The organism is Rhabdothermus arcticus (genome assembly GCF_055382915.1).
In genome coordinates this window covers 645,761-661,785 of record NZ_AP043808.1, presented here as the reverse complement: position 1 = coordinate 661,785, position 16,025 = coordinate 645,761, and the positions used below count along the sequence as shown (strand labels likewise).

Genomic DNA, 16,025 nt, shown 5'->3' with positions numbered 1-16,025 from the left:
CCATCACCTCCGTTGCATCAGCGCCCGGCCGATCACCATCGAGGCCGTGGTCGCAGCGATCAGTATAGTTGAGAGGGCGTGAATCTCCGGCGTGACGCCGCGCTTGACGCTGGAGAAGATGTAAAGGGGCAGGGTGGTGGCCCCGGGACCGGCGGTGAAGAAGGTGATCACGAAGTCGTCGAGGGAGAGGGCGAAGGCCAGCAGCGCGCCGGCGAGGACCCCCGGCCAGATCAGGGGCAAGGTGACGTGGCGGAAGGTCGCCGCGCCCCGCGCCCCCAGGTCGGCCGCGGCCTCCTCGAGCCCCGGGTCCAGCGCCGCCAGCCGGCTTCTGACGAGCAGGGCCACGTAGGCGATCTGAAAGGTGACGTGGCCGATGATGATCGTCGTTAGCGAGAGGTGGAAGAGACCCGTGTGCTGGCGCCACCAGGAGAAAAAGAGCAAGAGCGAGACGCCCATGACGATGTCCGGGACGATGACCGGGATGTAGAGCAAGAAGCGGACCAGGCCCTTGGCGCGAAAGCGATAGCGCCAGAGTCCGAGCGCGAGCAGGGTGCCGAGTGCGGTGGCGATCAGGGTGCTGATCAGCGCGACCAAAAGGGAGTTCTCCGCGTACTCCAGGACCCGGGCGTTGTGCAGGAGCCGCGCGTACCACTTCAAGGTGAACCCGGTAAAGCGCACGCCGAAGCGGCTCTCGTTGAAGGAGAGGGCGACGATCACCGCCATCGGCAGGTACAAAAGCCCGATCAGCACCAGGGTGTAGAGTGAAAGCAAGCGCTTCATACCAGCCGGTCGAGCCCCTTCTCGCCCGCCAGACGCGCGTAGATCCAAAGGCCCAGGAGGACCAGCCCGGTGAGGACGAAGGCCGCGGCGCTGCCGAAGGCCCAGTCCCGTACCACCCCAAACTGCTGCTGGATGACGTTGCCGATCAGCACCACCCGCCCAGCGCCGAGGAGGTCGGAGATGACGAAGGTTCCGAGCGCGGGGATGAAGACCAGGAGCACCCCGGCGATCAGCCCGGGAAGGGTCTGGGGGAGCACCGCGTGGAGGAAGCCACGAACCCGGTCGGCGCCAAGGTCGTAGGCGGCTTCGAGGAGGTTCCAGTCGATTCGCTCCACCGCGGTGTAGACCGGGAGCACCAAAAACGGCAGATAGGTGTAGATCGTTCCCACGTAGACCGCGAACCAGGAAGGGTAGAGCTGCAGGGGGTCGCCCCCGAAGGCGGTGACGATCGCGTTGATCAGCCCTTTCCGCTGGAAGATCACGATCCAGGCGTAGATGCGGATGAGGAAGTTGGTCCAAAAGGGCAGGACCACCAGGAGCAAGAGCAGCTCCTTGTGCCGGCTCTGGGCGATGCCGAACGCCAGGGGGTAGCCGAACAAGGCAGTGAAGAAGGTCACCCCGACCGCGAAGACCACGCTGCGCCAGAGGATCTTGAGGTAGAGGGGATCGAACCCTTCGGGGGTGAGGCCGAAAAAGCGCAGGTAGTTCGCGAGCGTCGGCGGGCCGACCAGTTCGCCGTAGGGTCCGCGTTGTAAAAACGAAGCCCAGAGCATGAAGAGGCTGGGCAGGACCAGGAAGAAGAAGAGCCAGAGCGTCCCCGGCCAGACCGTGACCAAAAGGCGGAACAGACGCTGCCAGGGGCTCGCGGCGGACCTATCCATCGATCACCACCAGATTCTCGGGAGGTAGGTAGACGAAGACCTGCTCGTCGTAGTCGTATTCCTCGTAGCCGGGCTCGGAGAGGTCGGCGTTGAGGGTGTAGGCGGTGAGCTCCAGTTCTCCGGTCTGGAGGATGTACTGGTTCTCCGCGCCGGTGTAGACGATGTCCCGGACCACGGCACGCACCACGTTGGGGCCGGGCCGGGGCTCGCGCGAGAGGCGGAGCTTCTCCGGACGGATGCTGAGCAAAAAGGCGCGGCCCTGGGGCAGGGGGGCGCGAACCTCGAGCGCACCCAGCGGGGTCTTTGCCCGGTGGGGGGTGAGGGCGCGAGCCTCGAGCAGGTTCGAGGTCCCGAGAAAACGCGCGACGAAAGCCGTCTTCGGGCGTTCGTAGAGGGCCTCGGGCAGGCCTACCTGCTCGATCCGCCCCTGGTTCATCACCGCCATGCGGTCGGACATCACCAGCGCCTCCTCCTGATCGTGGGTGACGTAGATGAAGGTGATTCCGACCTCCCGTTGCAGGCGCATCAGCTCGATCTGGAGGCGTTTGCGGAGCTTGAGGTCGAGGGCGCCGAGGGGCTCGTCGAGGAGCAGGACCTTGGGCTCGTTGACCAAGGCCCGGGCCAGCGCCACGCGCTGCTTTTGCCCGCCGGAGAGCTCATCCGGCCGGCGCTGGGCCAAGTCCTCGATCTGGACCAGGGCCAGCACCTCCAGGACCCGGTTGCGGATCACCCTGCGCGGCAGCCCCCGCATGCGCAGCCCGAAGGCGACGTTGTCGAAGACGTTCATGTGGGGGAAGAGGGCGTAGTTTTGGAAGACGGTGTTCACAGGGCGGTCGTAGGGGGGGACGTTGCGCATGTCGCGGCCGGCGATCCGAACCGCTCCGCTGTCCGGGACCTCGAAGCCGCCGAGGATGCGCAGCAGCGTGGTCTTCCCGCAACCGGAGGGACCGAGGAGGCTGAAAAACTCCCCCTCCTGGACGGCCAGGTCCACGCCTTTGAGGGCCTGGGTGTCCGGGGGGTAGGTCTTCTTGACGGCGCTGAGTTCGACGATCGCCAATCTCGTCTCCCGCAAGAGTCTACTAGATGCGGTGCGCGGGGCGGGCCGCCTCGGGCAGGGCGAGGTGCGTCAGGGCGATGGCCGCGGCGTCGGCGACGTGGCTTGGAGAGAGCGGCGCCCTGAGGCCCAAGAGCGCCCGTACCATGAACGCGACCTGGGCCTTCTCTGCGCGGCCGTGCCCCACGAGCGCTTTTTTGACCTGCATCGGCCCGTAGGCGTAGACCGGGAGGCTTGCGCGGTGGGCGGCGATGAGCACCGCGCCAAAGCCCCAGCCCACCTGAAAGGCGCGCTCGTTCTGTCGGTAGAAGTACTGGGCCTCGATCGCCACGGCCTCCGGGGCGAAGGCCTCGAGGACGCGCTGGATGCCATCGAAGATCCTCCCCGCGCGCGCGGGGGCGGCCGCCTTGCTCGAGGTGGTGAGGACCTCGGCGTGCACCAAGCGGGCGTGTTTCGCGTCCCCTTTGAGGACCGCAAGCCCCAGGTTGCTGATCCCAGGGTCGACGCCCAGAACGATCATCTGGGGACGGCGATCGAGCTGGGGTCCAGGTTGGTGTGCACGGACTGGATGTCGTCGAGGTCCTCGAGCGCCTCCACCAGGCGCAGCACCTTGGCCGCTTCCTCGGGCGCGAGCTGCACCGTGGTCTGGGGAACCATCGTGATCTCCACGCTCTCTGGCTTGAAGCCCTTCTCCTCGAAGGCCTTGGCGGTGGCGTAGACTTCGTTGGCGGGGACGTAGACCTCGAGCACCCCGTCCTCCTCGGAGAGGTCCAGGGCACCGAGCTCGATCGCCAGCTCCTGGGCCGCTTCCGAGGCGTCGTTGAGCACGATCATCCCCATCTTCTCGAACTGCCAGGCCACCGAACCGGAGGTCCCCAGGCTACCGCCGTGCTTGGAGAAGACGTGACGCACCTCCCCCGCGGTGCGGTTGCGGTTGTCGGTGAGGGCAAAGGCCAGCACCGCGACCCCGCCGGGCGCGTAGCCCTCGTAGGTAACTTCGTCAAAACGGGTGGCTCCGGCCCCCTCTCCGCGCAACTTGGCCAGGAGTCGCTCGATGTTCTCCAGCGGCACGTCGTCGCGACGCGCCGCCTCGATCGCGTTGCGCAAGGCGACGTTGGCCGCGGGATCGGGGCTGCCCCCGCTGCGGGCGGCGGCTTGGATGGCGCGCATGTGCTTGGTGATCAGCTTGCCCCGCTTGGCGTCGTTTGCGGCCTTTTTGCGCTTGATCTGGGCCCATTTACTGTGTCCGGCCATACTTGGCTCATTATAGTTGAGAAAGGTGCCTTGGATCGAGAACCTGGTCGGACACGGCTGCCCCGTCTGTGGCGGCCCCCTGGACGCCAAGGGGGTTTGCCTGGCGTGCCAGGAGGCGCTCGTTCCCAAGCTCGGACCCCAGGGCCTCGCGCTCGGGACCTACGCCGAGCTCAGGGGCCTGGTGCGGGCGCTGAAGTACGGTGGCGACGCGGCGGCCCTGGCCTGGGCCGCGGACCGGCTGGCGGCGGCGGTGCCCGAAGCCTGGCGGGGCCGACCCTTGGCTTACGTGCCGACGCTCTTTTGGCGACGCTGGACCCGGCCTTTCTACCTTCCCGAGGCGCTGGCCAAGGCCCTCTCGAGGCGCGGTGTGGGGCCGCTACGTCCGGTGCTGGTCCGCCGGCGCTACACGCAAAGCCAGACCCGGGCCAGGGACCGCTCGCGGCTGCCGCAGGTCTTCGAGGTTCGGGCGGCGGTGTTCGGGGCATGGCTCCTGGTCGACGACGTCGCCACCTCCGGGGCGACCTTTGCCCGCGCCCGCGAAGCGCTGATCGCCGCCGGGGCCAGCGAGGTCAAGGGCATCTTTTTGGCCGTCCGCGCGCGTTCGCTGCTCGGGCTATAATGCCGCCAAATGCCGCCGAAGCTGCGTCGCCTGGAGGAGCTCGTTCCCCTGGTTCGCGAGGGGCGCTACCGCATCGGTCCCCACGTGGCCAAGCACATGCGCCAGGAGGGGTTTACCGAGCTCGACGTGGTGCGGGCGATCGAGTACGGGCGGGCGCTTGCGGTCTACCCCGAGGACGCGCGAATGCTGGTCCTCGGCTACATCGTGGTCAGCCCCCGCCTCAAGCTGCCCCTGCACGTCGTGCTCGAGTACGGGCGCCCGCGGTTTTTGGACATCGTCACCGCGTTCATTCCCCGAGAACCGCACCGGGTCTACTCCCGGGCCCGTCTGGCGGCGTTGATTCGCTATGACGGGGGACGGGAGCGGGTGGCCTGGGCGAGGCCTAGGAACCCTCGTTGAAGAAGGCCCGGGCTGCGGCGACGTCGCGCTGGATCTGGGCCTTGAGCGCGTCCAGGTCGGGAAACCGCCGCTCCTCGCGGAGGCGCTTTAGGAACGCGACCTCGAGCGGATCGCCGTAGACCGGCGCGGGGGGGGCGAGGAGGTGCACCTCGAGCCGGCGTTCGCCGTTTTTCTTGAGGGTGGGGCGGGTGCCGACGTTGGCCACGCCGGGGAGGGTCGCCGTGCCCGTCTTGACCCGCACCGCGTAGACCCCCGGCGGCAGGGCCTTTTGCCCGGGCACCGAGAGGTTCGCGGTGGGAAAGCCCAGCTTCTGCCCCAGGCGGTCGCCGGGGACCACGATCCCCTCGACGGTGTAGGGCCGTCCGAGGAGCCGGGAGGCGAGCTCGACCTCACCGGCCAGGATCGCGTCCCGAACGCGGGTGGACTTGACCGGGGCGCCTTCGATGGAGAGCAGGGGCACCGCGTGGACCGGGGCCACCCTCGCCAGGTCCTCAAGCCCGCCTGAACGCCCGCGCCCGAAGCGGAAGTCCTCCCCCACGATCAGCGCTCGCGGACGCAGCGCGGAGAGCTCCTCGAGGAACGCCTCCTTGCTGCGGGCGGCGAAGGTGGCGTCGAAGGGAACCGCGAGGACCACGTCCGCACCGGCCTCCGCGAGCAGCGCCGCCTTCTCGCTCAACGTCGAGAGGACCGGCACCCCCTGGGTGAAGGCTTTGGTCGGGGGATCGAAGGTGTAGACCAAAAGCGGTAGCCGCTCGCGGCGGGCCCGCGAACGGGCCCGCCGCAAGAGGGCTTGGTGGCCAAGGTGCACGCCGTCGAAGCTGCCGATGGCCACGATCTTCTCGCCCGGGGGCGCGTTCTTGGGGTCTTGGATGAGGATCATCGCCTGAGCCAGAGGAGCCCGGCGGCGGTGGGGCTCGAGGTCAAGAGCTCGCCGTTCAAAAACCGCTGCATCACCTCGTCGAGGTCCATCCAAACAGCCTGCACGTTTTCCCCCGGGTCCTGCGGCCGCCGGGCCGGGGTGAGGGACGTGGCCTCGAAGAGGTGGATGAACTCGTCGGTAAAGCCGGGGCTTGAGTAAAAGCCAAAGAGGGGGGTGAGGTCGGCGTCGTAGCCGGCCTCTTCCATCAGCTCCCGGCGTGCGGCCTCGGCGGGGCGTTCTCCGGGCTCGATCAGCCCCGCGGGGAGCTCGAGGGTCTCCCGCCCGATCGCTGGTCGCCACTGGCGGACCATGAGCAGTTTGCCCTCCTTGAGCGCCAGGATCGCCACCGCGTCCTTGTGCTCGCAGACCTCCCAGCGCCCGTCGAGGAGCGCGAGGTTCAGGATGCGACCGTGGTAGAGGTAGCGCTTCGCCAAAACGCCACTTAGTATAGTGCCTCCGTGCCCCGGGAACGTTTGCGCCTGAGCGCCGAAAAGCGAGGGCTCTGGGCGGCCTGGACGCGCCTTTCCCTCCCCGAGGAGACCAAAGCGCGCTTTCGCGCCTGGCTTTCGGCGGGCATGCATGGTGCGATGGCCTGGCTCGAGGCCCAGGCCGAGGTCCGGCTGAACCCCAAGGCGCGGTTTCCCTGGGCCAGGAGCGCGTTGGTTCTGGCTGCGCCCTACGCGTTTGACCTGCCCCCGGTCCCCAAGGGCGGGGTCCGCCTGGGGCGGGTGGCCCGCTACGCCTGGAGCCCCGACTACCACCGGGCCCTGGCGGCGGTGCTCGCCGAGCTCGAGGCCGAGGCCCGCAGCCTGGGCCTTCAGGCCAAGGGCTACGTGGATCACGGCCCCCTGTTCGAGGTCGGGCTGGCCCGCCAGGCGGGGCTGGGCTGGCAGGGAAGGAACACCCTTCTCCTGCGCGAGGGGTTTGGCAGCTACCAGCACCTCGCGGTGCTCCTCACCTCGCTCGAGGTCGACCCCGAGGCCGTGCCCGCGCCCGACCGCTGCGGTCGCTGCACCGCCTGCCACACGGCCTGCCCCACCGGCGCCCTGACCCCCCTGGGCCTCGACGCCCGCCGCTGCCTGAGCTACTGGACGATCGAACACCGCGGCCCCTGGCCGGTCTGGGTCTGGGATCAAAGCGGGGGCTGGCTCTTTGGCTGCGACGACTGCCAGCGGAGTTGCCCTTGGAACCGCTTCGGCCAGGGGCACTGGGCGGGCTTTCGCCCCGATCCGGAGCTTGCGCACCCCGACCTCGTCCCCTTCTTCACCCTGTCCAACCGTGCGTTCTCGAAGCGCTATCAAGAGACCGCCTTCGCCCGCACCGGCCGGGTAGGGATGGCCAGGAACGCGCTCGCGGTGATCGCCACGGAAAAGGACGAAGCGGCGCTCTTTTTGGTCGAGCAGGCCGCGGGCGACCCCCACCCGCTGGTCCGGTTGGCAGCGGCTGAAGCCGCCTTCCGCCTGGAACAGAGGCCCGCCCTCGAGCGGCTGTTCAAGGACCCCGACCCCCGCGTCGCGGCCTGGGCCCGGGCCCGCTTAGAGGGTGCCCCGCTGGACGACCTCGACGATCTTTTCCGGAAGGCCCCAGGCGCGTAGGTCGAAGGCGGTGCGGCCGTAGTCGTAGGGCAGCTTGAACACCCGGACCTTGGCGTCGTCCTCGCTGAGGGTGAGGATGGCGACGTCCACCCCCGGCTCCCCGCTGAGCGAGAGGCCCACCGATCCTGGGTCCAGGAAGACCTGTTCGCCGAAGCGCTTGAAAAACGGCACGTGCCGGCCCCCGGAGACGATCAAACGGGCGCGAAGGCGCGGGAGGAGCTCGGCGGCCTCGGAGAGGGGGAAGCGGCGCTCGGGGTCGTCGGGATGGCCGTGGAAGGCGCGAAGGCGCCCGTAAGGGGTCTCGAGCTTGATGACCGGGGGCAGGCTGCGCAAGAAGGCCATCGCCTGGGGCGTGAGCTGCGTCCGCGTCCAGGCCAGGGAGGCCTCGCGCGCCTCGCTGCCGGCGCCCCCGAGGCTGGGGTAGGCGACCTTGAGGTCGTGCCCGCCCAGGGTGGTGGGCATGCCTTCCTCGATCAGCCGTTCGATGACCTCGTTGGGATGGGGGCCGTACCCGACCACGTCGCCCAGGCAGATCACCTGGTCCACCCGGGCGTCCTTCAAGAACTCCAGGGCGGCCTCCAAGGCGGGGAGGTTGGCGTGGAGGTCGGAGAGGACCCCGATCCGCATACCGGCATTATGGCAGTTTCTCACGTAACCGATCGGTAGATTTTGGGAGGATGCGTGCCCTGGCCCACGGCGTTGCGCTGGCCCTGGCCCTGCCCCCGTTCCCCCTGGGGCTTTTGCTTCCCTGGATCCTCGCCAGGGCCTTCCTGTTGCGCGGGTTTTGGGCGGGGTTTTGGTTGGGCCTGGGCTTTTGGGGGCTGCACCTTTCCTGGTTGCCGGCGAGCTTCGGGGCGCGGTTTGGCTGGGCGGGGGTGCTGCCCTTTTTGCTCCTTTTCCCGATCCTCTCTGCGCTCTTCGGGCTGCTCTTCGCCGTCGCGCGGGGGCGGGCGGGGGTCTTGGCCGGGGGGTGGTTCTTTCTCGAACTCCTCCTCAATCAGGGCGAGCTGGCCTTTCCCTGGGGGCACCTCGGCTATGCCTGGGCGGCCGCGCCGGGGCGGCCCTTCGCCGGCATCGTCGGGGTCTTTGGCCTCTCGCTGTTCGCCCTGCTCGTGGCCTGGGGCCTCTACGCGGGGCGGCGCTGGTCGCTCCTCGTCTGGGCGGTGCTTTGGCTCTGGCCCTTCTGGCCTGCGCCTCAGGCAAGCGGGCAGGCCCTGATCGTGCAGGCTGCGATCGACCCCTTGGCCAAGGCCGCGGGGGAGGACGCCTCACGTCGCTACCTGGCCCTGACCGAGGCGGGCCTGGCACGCTACCCCGAGGCCGACCTCGTGGTCTGGCCGGAGACCGCGGTCGTCCGCTTACCCCGGGGGATCGACCGGGTGCTTGGCGGGCGCCCGTTGATCTACGGTACCTGGGGGCCCAGGGGGGAGAACCGGGTGGTCCTCTACCGAAACGGCCGCCCCCTGGCCTACCGCGACAAGGCGCGGCTGGTCCCCTTCGGCGAGTTTTTCCCCTTTCGCCGCGTCCTGGCCCCGGTGTACCGCTTTTTCTTCGAGCGGATGGGGCTCCCGCCCCTCAGGGACGTCCCCCGCCGCGACCTGGGCGGGCCCCTCGCGGCGTTCGCCACCTATATCTGCTACGAGTCCGACTTCTCCGAGCTGGTCCGGGAGCTGGTGCGAAAGGGCGGGCGGGTTCTGGTCAACCTCTCCAACGACGCCTGGTTCGGGGTGGGGTTCGGCAGGGCCCAGCACCTGGCGATGGCCCGGATGCGGGCGGCGGAGACCGGGCTCTGGCTGTTGCGGGCGGCGAACGATGGGATCAGCGCTGGGGTGGACCCGCTGGGGCGGCGCCAGAAGACCCTGGGGCCGGGGAAGCGGGGGGTGTTGCTGGCGCCCTACGCGGCGTCGGACCCCAGTCCCTACGCGCGGATGGGTCCGCTGCCGGTGGTGGGGATCGGGTTCCTCGCCCTGCTCGTCGGCCTCATCCCACCTTGGCCTCCCAAAGGCGCTGGATCAGCGCCGGATCGAGGCGGGCCTTCCGCTCGGTCGGCGGTAGGGGCTCCTCGTAGAAGAACCGGGGCAGCGGGCGCACCAGGGGCTGGCCCTGGGCACGGGTGAACGCCGCCTCCAGCCGCAGCGTGGCCTCGCCAAGGGCTTCGAAGTAGCCCTCCGGGGGGCGCACCCCGTGCAGGTCCTCGATCGCGTCGGCGACGAGCGTCTTGGCCTCGTCGCTGATCGCCGAGGACATGTAGCAAAGCCCCAGGGAGTCAAGGGCGGCGCTCTTGACTTGGTAGGCGTAGGAGAGCTCGAAGACCTCCTCCAAGGACATCTCGAAGGTCTCGACGCGGGCGGGGTTGCCTGCGGTGTGATCGGCCCCTTGCTGGCTGGTCATGTAGGTGACCCCGGTCCCCTCGACGACCCGGGGGTCGTAGGCGCTGATCGCCTGGCCGCGGACCTCGGGCACCCGGGGATGGCCGAGGGTCTTGCCCAGATGACGGGCGCCGTTCATGAAGGGGCGGCCGGCCTCGTCCCCGTGGCGCAGGTGCTCGAGGACCTCGAGCATCCACTCGAGGTCCCCCCAGTCCGCCAGCCCGGCGTCCATCCCCACCCCCAGGGTGGCGCCGAGCTCGATCGTGTCGATCCCCAGGTCGTTGGCCTCGCGGTTGACGCGGGCGATGTCGTCGAGGCGGGTTAGCCCGCAGTTCGAGCCCACCAAGCCGATCGTCTCGTACTCGAGGGGGCTCACCAGCAGGCGACCGTTCTCGTCGGGGACGCGGTTGGAGCAGCGAATCACGCATCCCGGCATGCAGGCGTGGGTCGGGGTGCCCTCCCCGTCCCGGGCCAGGATCAGCTCCCGCAGGGCTTCGCCGCCGATGGGGTTGGGTCCGTCGGTGAGCCGTCCTAGGCGGAAGTTGCGCACCGGCAGTCCGCCGGCGACGTTCTGGTAGTCGGCCATCCCCGCGGTCCCGAGCTTCGGGTAGTACGCACCGGTGACCGGGTTTGCCCGGAGCAGCTTGGCGTAGGTCTTGAGCTCCGAAAAGAACTTTTTCTTCTCCGCAGGCGGGGGCCCCGCGCCCTCGACGACGATCGCCTTGACCCGCTTTTTGCCCATCACCGCCCCGAGCCCGCCGCGCCCGGCGATCCGCCCCGGCAGCCCTTCGGTGTCGGTGATGCTGATTCCAGCGAGCAAGCCGCCCCGCTCCCCGACCGGACCGATGACCGCGACCGCGGCCTTGGGGTGGCGCCGGCGCAGTTCGGCGACCGTCTCGTAGGTGCCCCATCCCAAAAACTCATGCGCGTCCTTGATCGACACGCCCTGCGGGTGGAGGTGCAGGTAGACCCAGTTCGGGCTCTCCCCGAGCAGGGTGAGCCCGGCGAGGCCCAGCTGGCCGAGCGCGAACCCCACCGTTCCCCCGGCGTTGGACTCCTTGATGCCCCCGGTGAGCGGGCTTTTTGCCCCCACCGAGAGGCGGTTGGCGTTGGAGAAGGTGGTCCCGGCCAGGGGGCCGGCGATGAAGATCAGGGGATTGTCCGGGCCTAAGGGGTCGACGTTCGCGGCGTTGAGGGCCAGAAGGCGCTCGGCCACCCGGTAGCGGCCCGCTTGCCAGAGCGCGTCGCCATCCCAAGGGGTTTCCTCAACCCGCCCGTCGGGCAGGTGGATCGTCAACCAGCGTCTGGACATGCAGCCATTTTACGCGAGGCGCGGCGCGGAGATGTAGGTTGAATCACGTGGACCCGGTCTTGACCAAGGACGGAAGCCCCACCCTGATCCACCCGCGCTACGCTGAGGCCTATCACACCCTCAACGGCGCCTGGTCCCAGGCGGAAGCGCTCTTTTTGCGTCACTCGGGGATCCTTGCCCTTCCCGAGGCCCGGGTCTTGGAGCTGGGCTTCGGCCTCGGCTACAACTTCCTCGCCGCGCGGCGGGCCCGCTGTCCGGAGCCCGGGGGGCTGTTCTACCTGGCGTTTGAGGCCGAACCCGTGCCCGTCGAGGTGCTTTCCGACCTGCATCTTTCCTTGCCCTACCGCGAGCCCTGGCTTTTTCAGACCTGGGAGGCCCGGGAGGGTTTCGTCTTCGCCGACGCTTGCGGGGTGCTCGAGGTCCGCTTTTCGCCCTTCGAGCAGGGCCGGCTTCCCGAGCACTGGGCCGATGCCGTCTTCTACGACCCGTTTAGCCCCAAGGCCAACCCCGCGGCCTGGGATCCGGCCAACCTGGCCCGCGCCTATCGCGCGCTCCGACCGGGTGGGGTGCTGGTGACCTACTCCGTCGCCGGCACGGTGCGCCGCGCCCTGGAGCAGACCGGGTTCCTGGTCGAGCGGCTCCCCGGCGGGCTGGGAAAGCGCGCCTGGCTCAGGGCGCGTCGCCCCCGTAGCGCCTGAGCAGGGCGGCGCGGGTCATGTAGACGAGCTGCGTCTTTCCCTTATGGCGCCGCTTCAGCCGCGGATCGCGGTAGAGCCAGTCAAAAAACCGTGCCGCGGCCTCGGCGATCAGGGCCTGCGTAAAGGGGAGGGGAGCGGTTTCAAAACCGAGCCGCTGGGCTCCCTCGCTCAACGGGGTGGTGGCGAAGATCAGGGCGATTTCCGGATCGTCCCTCACCGCGTTGGCGATGGCCTGGAGGTCCTTGCGCAGCGCGAGCAAGGCCCGGGCCGGGGAGAACGCGGCCACCCGCTTGGAGTCGAAGTGCAAGAGGAGGCCCTTGGCGCCGGGGGCCAGGCCGGGAAGCGGCGGGCCCCGGTACACGGTCTTCTCGCAGCGAAAGAGGCTGTCCCAGGCCTGACGGCAGCGCCGCACCCCGTGGGCGCGGTCAAAGCGCTCTTCCATGCCCTGCAGCGCCCGCGCGATCCCGGCGCGGACGTCGAGCGGGCGGAGCTCGAGCGCCCCCATCGGCACCGCCTCGAGCCCCATCGCTCGCAGCCCCGGGGCGAGCTTGCGCACCAGGTCGGCGGCGCGGGGGGTATCGTGCAAGAGGATCACCGAGCCCCCGGAGGCGTAGGTCAGGATCCTCTGAACCAGGGCCTCGTCGTTGAGCCCGGTCCAGTCCTTGGACTCCAGGTCCCAGAGCGCGACGCGCTTTTTGAAACGGCGTGCCAGTGGTCGGGTGAAGGGCGAGTGGATTCCGTGGGGTGGGCGGTAGAGGGGCACCCCGCCGGGGTCGTAGGCGGTGTGGCGGTACTCGGTCCAGGGGGCCATGAGGATCACCGGCCGGTGGTAGAGGCCGTGGGAGGCCAGCTCGTGGCCCTCGTCGCGCATCGCCGCCAGGAGTTCGGGGTGGGCCCTGGCCTTGGCACCGGTGACGAAGAAGGTGGCCCGGATGCCGGCCTCCCGGAGGGCCGCGAGCAGCTCGGGGGTACTCTTGGGGTCCGGGCCGTCGTCGAAGGTCAGGGCGACCCTGGGGCGGTGGCGAGGCCCGTGGGCCAACGCGCCCACGCCCATCCAGCGAAAGACCAGGTCCACCCCGAGGTAGATGGCTAGAAGGAGCGCGAGCCAAAGAGCTGCCAAAGGTAATACCCTCCCACGAGCAACATCAGGGTCGCCCCCAGGGCGAAGGGACCCACCGGACCGAAGAGGTCCCAGGCCAGCCCACCGAGCGTCGGCCCCACCGCGTAGCCCAGCGATTCGACGGTCATCAGCCCGCCCCAGGCGGCGGCCCGGTCGGCGTCGGGGAGGCTCTTCACCACCAGGCCGTTCCAGCCCGGGAAGAAGAGGCCAAAACCCAGCCCCACCAGCAGGGCGGGCAGGCCCAAGCTAAGGGCGGTAAGGCCCTGGCTCAAGGGCAGGTAGCCGATCAGAAAGAAGCCCACCGCGGCGGTAAAAAGCCCGGGGATTAAGGCGTAGCGGGGGTTCTTCAGGTCGGCGATGCGGCCGCCGATCCAGAGCGCGGGCAGGGCGAAGGCCGCGCCCACCGCCACCGTGTAGGCCAGGGGCAGCGGCTCCAGGTTGATGCGGGCGATGAACAAAAAGAGCACCGGGGTCAGGATCCCGGTGGCCAGCGTCTGCACGAAGGCCGCGGGCAGGAGCATCAGCAGGCGCTGCCAGCGGAAGGGTTCCTTTTCGGGGCGCGCGGGCCGGCCTTCCAGGCCGATCAGCGAAAGCCCGAGCAGGGCCATCGCCGCGCCACCGCCGAGCAAGAGGGTGTGGGCCAGGTCCAGGTCGCTCTTCGCCAGATAGCCGATGCCCAAGAGCGCCAGCCCCAAAAGCGGCCCCACCCCGGCGGTGGCCGCGGTGATCCCCCGGGCCTCGTAGCCGGGGTGGCTGTCCCGGCTGACGTAGGTGAGGACCGCCGGCCAGATCGGGCTTAGGGCGATCCCCCAGAGCGCCGAGAGGGCCACCATGAAGACCACCCCGTCCCGGGTCAGGCCCCAGAGCGCCAGCGCCGAGAGGACCCCGGCGAAGGCCAGCACCCAGCCGAGGCGGATTCGTTCAGACAGCCAGCCGCCGGCGGACTTCACCAGGGCGTCGGAGAGGTAATGGGCGGAGGTGATCAACCCGATCGCCGAGGCCGAGAGCAAAAGCCGTTTGACCGCGTACAAGGGGAAAAATCCGGCATAGAACCCGCTGCGCAGCATCTCCGCGAGCGCCAGCATCAACACCAGCCGGATGACCACCGCCGGGCGTCGCCAGGGCCAGGTCATGCGCCACGCTCCTCGAAGTAGTCCTCGCCGTAGTCCTCGGGAAGGCCGCGCAACCGGCGCCAGACGTTCTTGGCGTGGATCGCGTACATCTTCCAGCGACCCTTCTTAAGCCGCCGTCCGGAGGTGAGCACCCGCTGGTCCGGGCGGTAGACGATGCGGCCTTGGCGTTTGAGCTTCAAGCCCAGGTGGACATCCTCCGCGTAGGGCCGGTCGTAGCCCCCGACCCGGAGCGCCGCCTCGCGCAGCACCGCGTGGTTGGCCCCGGAGAGGTTGGGCTGGCCGAGCCAGTGGGCGAGCCTTAGGAAGAGGGGGAAGCCAAAGCGCGCGAGCAGCTGGTCCGGCCAGGGAGCTTCGAAGAGCTCGAGGGGACCGTAGCTGGCCACCGTCCGGGGATCCTCGAAGGCGCTGAGGATCGCTCGGGTCCAGCCAGGCAAAGGGCGGCTGTCGGCGTCGGTCTGGGCCACGATCCTCCCCCTGGCCTCCAAAAGCCCCCGCTGCCGGGCGTGGTGCACTCCGGGCCGGGGCTCGAAGACCACCCGGGCGCCGGCCCTTTGGGCGAGCGCGGCGGTGGCGTCGGTGGAGCCGTTGTCCACGACCAGGACCTCGTCGGGGGGTGGGGTTTGGGCGAGGGCCGCGCGTACCGCGGCCTCGATGTAGGCGGCCTCGTTCCTTGCAGGAATCACCACGCTAAGCCTCATCCAGGGGCTCCCGGGGGAAGACGGGGAAGCGCAGGTAGAGCTTTTTGGGCTCGCTGCGCTGGATGGCCTCGGCCTCCTCGTAGGCGCTGACGATCTCTTCGGCTACCCTGGGCGCGCTTCGGGACGCGGCGAAGCGCCGCGCGGCCTCCGAAAAGCGCTGCCTTCGGCGTTCGTCTTTGAGCAGGGCGAGGGCGTGCGCGGCAAGCGCCGCGTCGTCCCCGGGCGGAACCAGGTAGCCGGTTTCGCCGGGCTGGACCGCTTCCAGCGTCCCCTCGGCGCCCACCGCGACCACCGGAAGGCCCATCGCCTGGGCTTCCCAGAGCACCAGCCCCTGGGTCTCGGTGTCGCTGGCAAAGAGGAAGAGCTCGGCGTGGCGGTAGTAGCCCCCCACCTGTTCGTAGGGCACGGCCCCGACGAAGGTCACGCGATCCTCGACGCCGAGGCTCCTGGCCAGCGCGGCGAGCGCCTCGTGCTCTGGTCCCTCACCGATCAGTGCCCAGTGGGCGTCGACCTGCTGCGCGATGCGCGCGAAGGCCCGTAGGGCCACGTCCAGCCGTTTCTCTTTCCCCAACCGGCTGATCGTAAGCAGGCGCCGCCTTCCGGGGGGCCAGGGGAGGTGGTGGGGGTCGGGGGCCCGTTCGAGGACCTCGGTGTCTACCCCGTTGGGGATGACCTTGGCCGGTCGTTCGATCTGATAGCGCTCGATCAACGCCAGGATGGGACGGCTGGGCGCGATGACCAGGTCGGCGCGGTTGTAAAAGGCCCGGGCCAGGCGCGGGATCAGGTGGGTGTAGCGGTCCAGGAAGGCCAGGCCGGGGACGTAGTGGGCGTACTTTTCGTAGTGGGTGTGAAAGGTCGAGACGTGGGGCACCCTCCAGCGCTCGGCGAGGCGCAAGCCCCAAAGCCCCAGGGAGAGGGGGGTGTGGGTGTGCACCACCTCGAAGGTCTTGGGCAGCTGGCGGCTGCTGGGGAGGCCGAGGCGGTAGTCCTCAAAGAAGGGGTAGGGAACGCTCTTGACCCGCACCACGCCCGGAGCTTCCTTCGCCTCCCCGGGCCAGGCGGGGGCGATGATCCAGGCGTCGTGCCCCATGCGCACCAGCTCGCGCCAGAGCAGGAAGACGCTGGTGGAGACCCCGTTTTTACTGGGGAAGTAGACGTCGGTAAACAGCCCGATGCGCAACAGCCGCACGGCGC

The 16,025-nt window shown here is 69.4% G+C and carries 17 protein-coding genes and 1 pseudogene; 5 read left to right on the top strand and 13 right to left on the bottom strand.

Features of this window, described 5'->3' with window-relative positions; translation table 11 throughout:
• Positions 1-3: 3 nt before the first annotated feature.
• The 5 genes from ACZ48Y_RS03480 to ACZ48Y_RS03460 are packed head-to-tail and all read right to left on the bottom strand — an operon-like array spanning position 4 to position 3,969.
• Complete coding sequence (locus ACZ48Y_RS03480) at positions 4-780, bottom strand: ABC transporter permease (protein ID WP_464742199.1); 777 nt, start codon at positions 778-780, stop codon at positions 4-6.
• The gene (locus ACZ48Y_RS03475; RefSeq protein WP_464742197.1) at positions 777-1,661 is read right to left on the bottom strand and encodes an ABC transporter permease; all 885 of its coding nucleotides are present in this window, start codon (positions 1,659-1,661) and stop codon (positions 777-779) included. The genes ACZ48Y_RS03480 and ACZ48Y_RS03475 overlap by 4 nt, the downstream gene beginning before the upstream one ends.
• The gene (locus tag ACZ48Y_RS03470) at positions 1,654-2,733 is read right to left on the bottom strand and encodes an ABC transporter ATP-binding protein (protein WP_464742195.1); all 1,080 of its coding nucleotides are present in this window, start codon (positions 2,731-2,733) and stop codon (positions 1,654-1,656) included. Before ACZ48Y_RS03470 ends, ACZ48Y_RS03475 begins: the two co-directional genes overlap by 8 nt.
• A 7-nt stretch (positions 2,734-2,740) precedes the next feature.
• The gene (gene ruvC, locus ACZ48Y_RS03465; RefSeq protein WP_464742193.1) at positions 2,741-3,235 is read right to left on the bottom strand and encodes a crossover junction endodeoxyribonuclease RuvC; all 495 of its coding nucleotides are present in this window, start codon (positions 3,233-3,235) and stop codon (positions 2,741-2,743) included.
• Positions 3,232-3,969 carry a YebC/PmpR family DNA-binding transcriptional regulator gene (locus ACZ48Y_RS03460; protein ID WP_464742191.1) on the bottom strand — a complete coding sequence of 246 codons (738 nt, stop codon included), beginning with the start codon at positions 3,967-3,969 and terminating at the stop codon, positions 3,232-3,234. The genes ruvC and ACZ48Y_RS03460 overlap by 4 nt, the downstream gene beginning before the upstream one ends.
• Positions 3,970-3,994: 25 nt before the next feature.
• Between ACZ48Y_RS03460 and ACZ48Y_RS03455 the strand changes: the two genes are divergently transcribed.
• Together ACZ48Y_RS03455 and ACZ48Y_RS03450 are read left to right on the top strand one after the other, a co-directional pair.
• Positions 3,995-4,588: a ComF family protein gene (locus ACZ48Y_RS03455; protein ID WP_464742189.1), complete on the top strand. Its 594-nt coding sequence runs from the start codon at positions 3,995-3,997 to the stop codon at positions 4,586-4,588.
• Positions 4,589-4,597: 9 nt separating this feature from the next.
• Positions 4,598-4,987 (top strand): DUF4258 domain-containing protein, encoded by a 390-nt coding sequence (locus ACZ48Y_RS03450; protein WP_464742187.1) that lies wholly within the window; start codon positions 4,598-4,600, stop codon positions 4,985-4,987.
• On the opposite strand, the gene ribF is transcribed toward ACZ48Y_RS03450, so the two are convergent.
• Together ribF and ACZ48Y_RS03440 are read right to left on the bottom strand one after the other, a co-directional pair.
• Positions 4,971-5,864 (bottom strand): riboflavin biosynthesis protein RibF, encoded by an 894-nt coding sequence (gene ribF, locus ACZ48Y_RS03445; RefSeq protein WP_464742802.1) that lies wholly within the window; start codon positions 5,862-5,864, stop codon positions 4,971-4,973. The genes ACZ48Y_RS03450 and ribF overlap by 17 nt on opposite strands.
• Complete coding sequence (locus ACZ48Y_RS03440; RefSeq protein ID WP_464742185.1) at positions 5,864-6,340, bottom strand: NUDIX domain-containing protein; 477 nt, start codon at positions 6,338-6,340, stop codon at positions 5,864-5,866. Before ACZ48Y_RS03440 ends, ribF begins: the two co-directional genes overlap by 1 nt.
• 24 nt (positions 6,341-6,364) lie before the next feature.
• Between ACZ48Y_RS03440 and queG the strand changes: the two genes are divergently transcribed.
• Entirely contained in the window at positions 6,365-7,501 is a 1,137-nt protein-coding gene (gene queG, locus ACZ48Y_RS03435; RefSeq protein ID WP_464742183.1) for a tRNA epoxyqueuosine(34) reductase QueG, read from the top strand.
• Here queG and ACZ48Y_RS03430 read toward each other — a convergent pair.
• Positions 7,442-8,128 carry a metallophosphoesterase family protein gene (locus ACZ48Y_RS03430; protein ID WP_464742181.1) on the bottom strand — a complete coding sequence of 229 codons (687 nt, stop codon included), beginning with the start codon at positions 8,126-8,128 and terminating at the stop codon, positions 7,442-7,444. The genes queG and ACZ48Y_RS03430 overlap by 60 nt on opposite strands.
• 50 nt (positions 8,129-8,178) lie before the next feature.
• Here ACZ48Y_RS03430 and lnt point away from each other — a divergent pair, with 50 nt between their 5' ends.
• Positions 8,179-9,618 carry an apolipoprotein N-acyltransferase gene (gene lnt, locus ACZ48Y_RS03425; RefSeq protein ID WP_464742179.1) on the top strand — a complete coding sequence of 480 codons (1,440 nt, stop codon included), beginning with the start codon at positions 8,179-8,181 and terminating at the stop codon, positions 9,616-9,618.
• Here the strand turns inward: lnt and ACZ48Y_RS03420 are convergent.
• A pseudogene (locus ACZ48Y_RS03420) lies at positions 9,593-11,182 on the bottom strand (aldehyde ferredoxin oxidoreductase N-terminal domain-containing protein); the annotation flags it as partial. The gene lnt and the pseudogene ACZ48Y_RS03420 sit on opposite strands and share 26 nt — an antisense overlap.
• A 47-nt stretch (positions 11,183-11,229) precedes the next feature.
• On the opposite strand from ACZ48Y_RS03420, the gene mnmC2 reads away from it, so the two are divergent.
• Positions 11,230-11,880 (top strand): tRNA (5-methylaminomethyl-2-thiouridine)(34)-methyltransferase MnmC2, encoded by a 651-nt coding sequence (gene mnmC2 / locus ACZ48Y_RS03415; RefSeq protein WP_464742177.1) that lies wholly within the window; start codon positions 11,230-11,232, stop codon positions 11,878-11,880.
• Here mnmC2 and ACZ48Y_RS03410 read toward each other — a convergent pair.
• The 4 genes from ACZ48Y_RS03410 to ACZ48Y_RS03395 are packed head-to-tail and all read right to left on the bottom strand — an operon-like array spanning position 11,852 to position 16,020.
• Positions 11,852-13,000 carry a polysaccharide deacetylase family protein gene (locus ACZ48Y_RS03410; RefSeq protein WP_464742175.1) on the bottom strand — a complete coding sequence of 383 codons (1,149 nt, stop codon included), beginning with the start codon at positions 12,998-13,000 and terminating at the stop codon, positions 11,852-11,854. The genes mnmC2 and ACZ48Y_RS03410 overlap by 29 nt on opposite strands.
• Positions 12,970-14,133 carry an MFS transporter gene (locus ACZ48Y_RS03405; RefSeq protein WP_464742173.1) on the bottom strand — a complete coding sequence of 388 codons (1,164 nt, stop codon included), beginning with the start codon at positions 14,131-14,133 and terminating at the stop codon, positions 12,970-12,972. Before ACZ48Y_RS03405 ends, ACZ48Y_RS03410 begins: the two co-directional genes overlap by 31 nt.
• Entirely contained in the window at positions 14,130-14,831 is a 702-nt protein-coding gene (locus ACZ48Y_RS03400; RefSeq protein WP_464742171.1) for a glycosyltransferase family 2 protein, read from the bottom strand. Before ACZ48Y_RS03400 ends, ACZ48Y_RS03405 begins: the two co-directional genes overlap by 4 nt.
• Positions 14,821-16,020 (bottom strand): glycosyltransferase family 4 protein, encoded by a 1,200-nt coding sequence (locus ACZ48Y_RS03395; protein WP_464742169.1) that lies wholly within the window; start codon positions 16,018-16,020, stop codon positions 14,821-14,823. Before ACZ48Y_RS03395 ends, ACZ48Y_RS03400 begins: the two co-directional genes overlap by 11 nt.
• Positions 16,021-16,025: the final 5 nt, after the last annotated feature.

Excerpts from the sequence above, each read along its gene's own strand:
- ACZ48Y_RS03430 (WP_464742181.1), bottom strand. The coding sequence starts at position 8,128 with ATGCGGATCGGGGTCCTCTCCGACCTCCACGCCAACCTCCCCGCCTTG.
- ruvC (WP_464742193.1), bottom strand. The coding sequence starts at position 3,235 with ATGATCGTTCTGGGCGTCGACCCTGGGATCAGCAACCTGGGGCTTGCG.
- ACZ48Y_RS03405 (WP_464742173.1), bottom strand. The coding sequence starts at position 14,133 with ATGACCTGGCCCTGGCGACGCCCGGCGGTGGTCATCCGGCTGGTGTTG.
- ACZ48Y_RS03480 (WP_464742199.1), bottom strand. The coding sequence starts at position 780 with ATGAAGCGCTTGCTTTCACTCTACACCCTGGTGCTGATCGGGCTTTTG.
- lnt (WP_464742179.1), top strand. The coding sequence starts at position 8,179 with ATGCGTGCCCTGGCCCACGGCGTTGCGCTGGCCCTGGCCCTGCCCCCG.
- ACZ48Y_RS03475 (WP_464742197.1), bottom strand. The coding sequence starts at position 1,661 with ATGGATAGGTCCGCCGCGAGCCCCTGGCAGCGTCTGTTCCGCCTTTTG.
- ACZ48Y_RS03400 (WP_464742171.1), bottom strand. The coding sequence starts at position 14,831 with ATGAGGCTTAGCGTGGTGATTCCTGCAAGGAACGAGGCCGCCTACATC.
- ACZ48Y_RS03460 (WP_464742191.1), bottom strand. The coding sequence starts at position 3,969 with ATGGCCGGACACAGTAAATGGGCCCAGATCAAGCGCAAAAAGGCCGCA.
- ACZ48Y_RS03450 (WP_464742187.1), top strand. The coding sequence starts at position 4,598 with ATGCCGCCGAAGCTGCGTCGCCTGGAGGAGCTCGTTCCCCTGGTTCGC.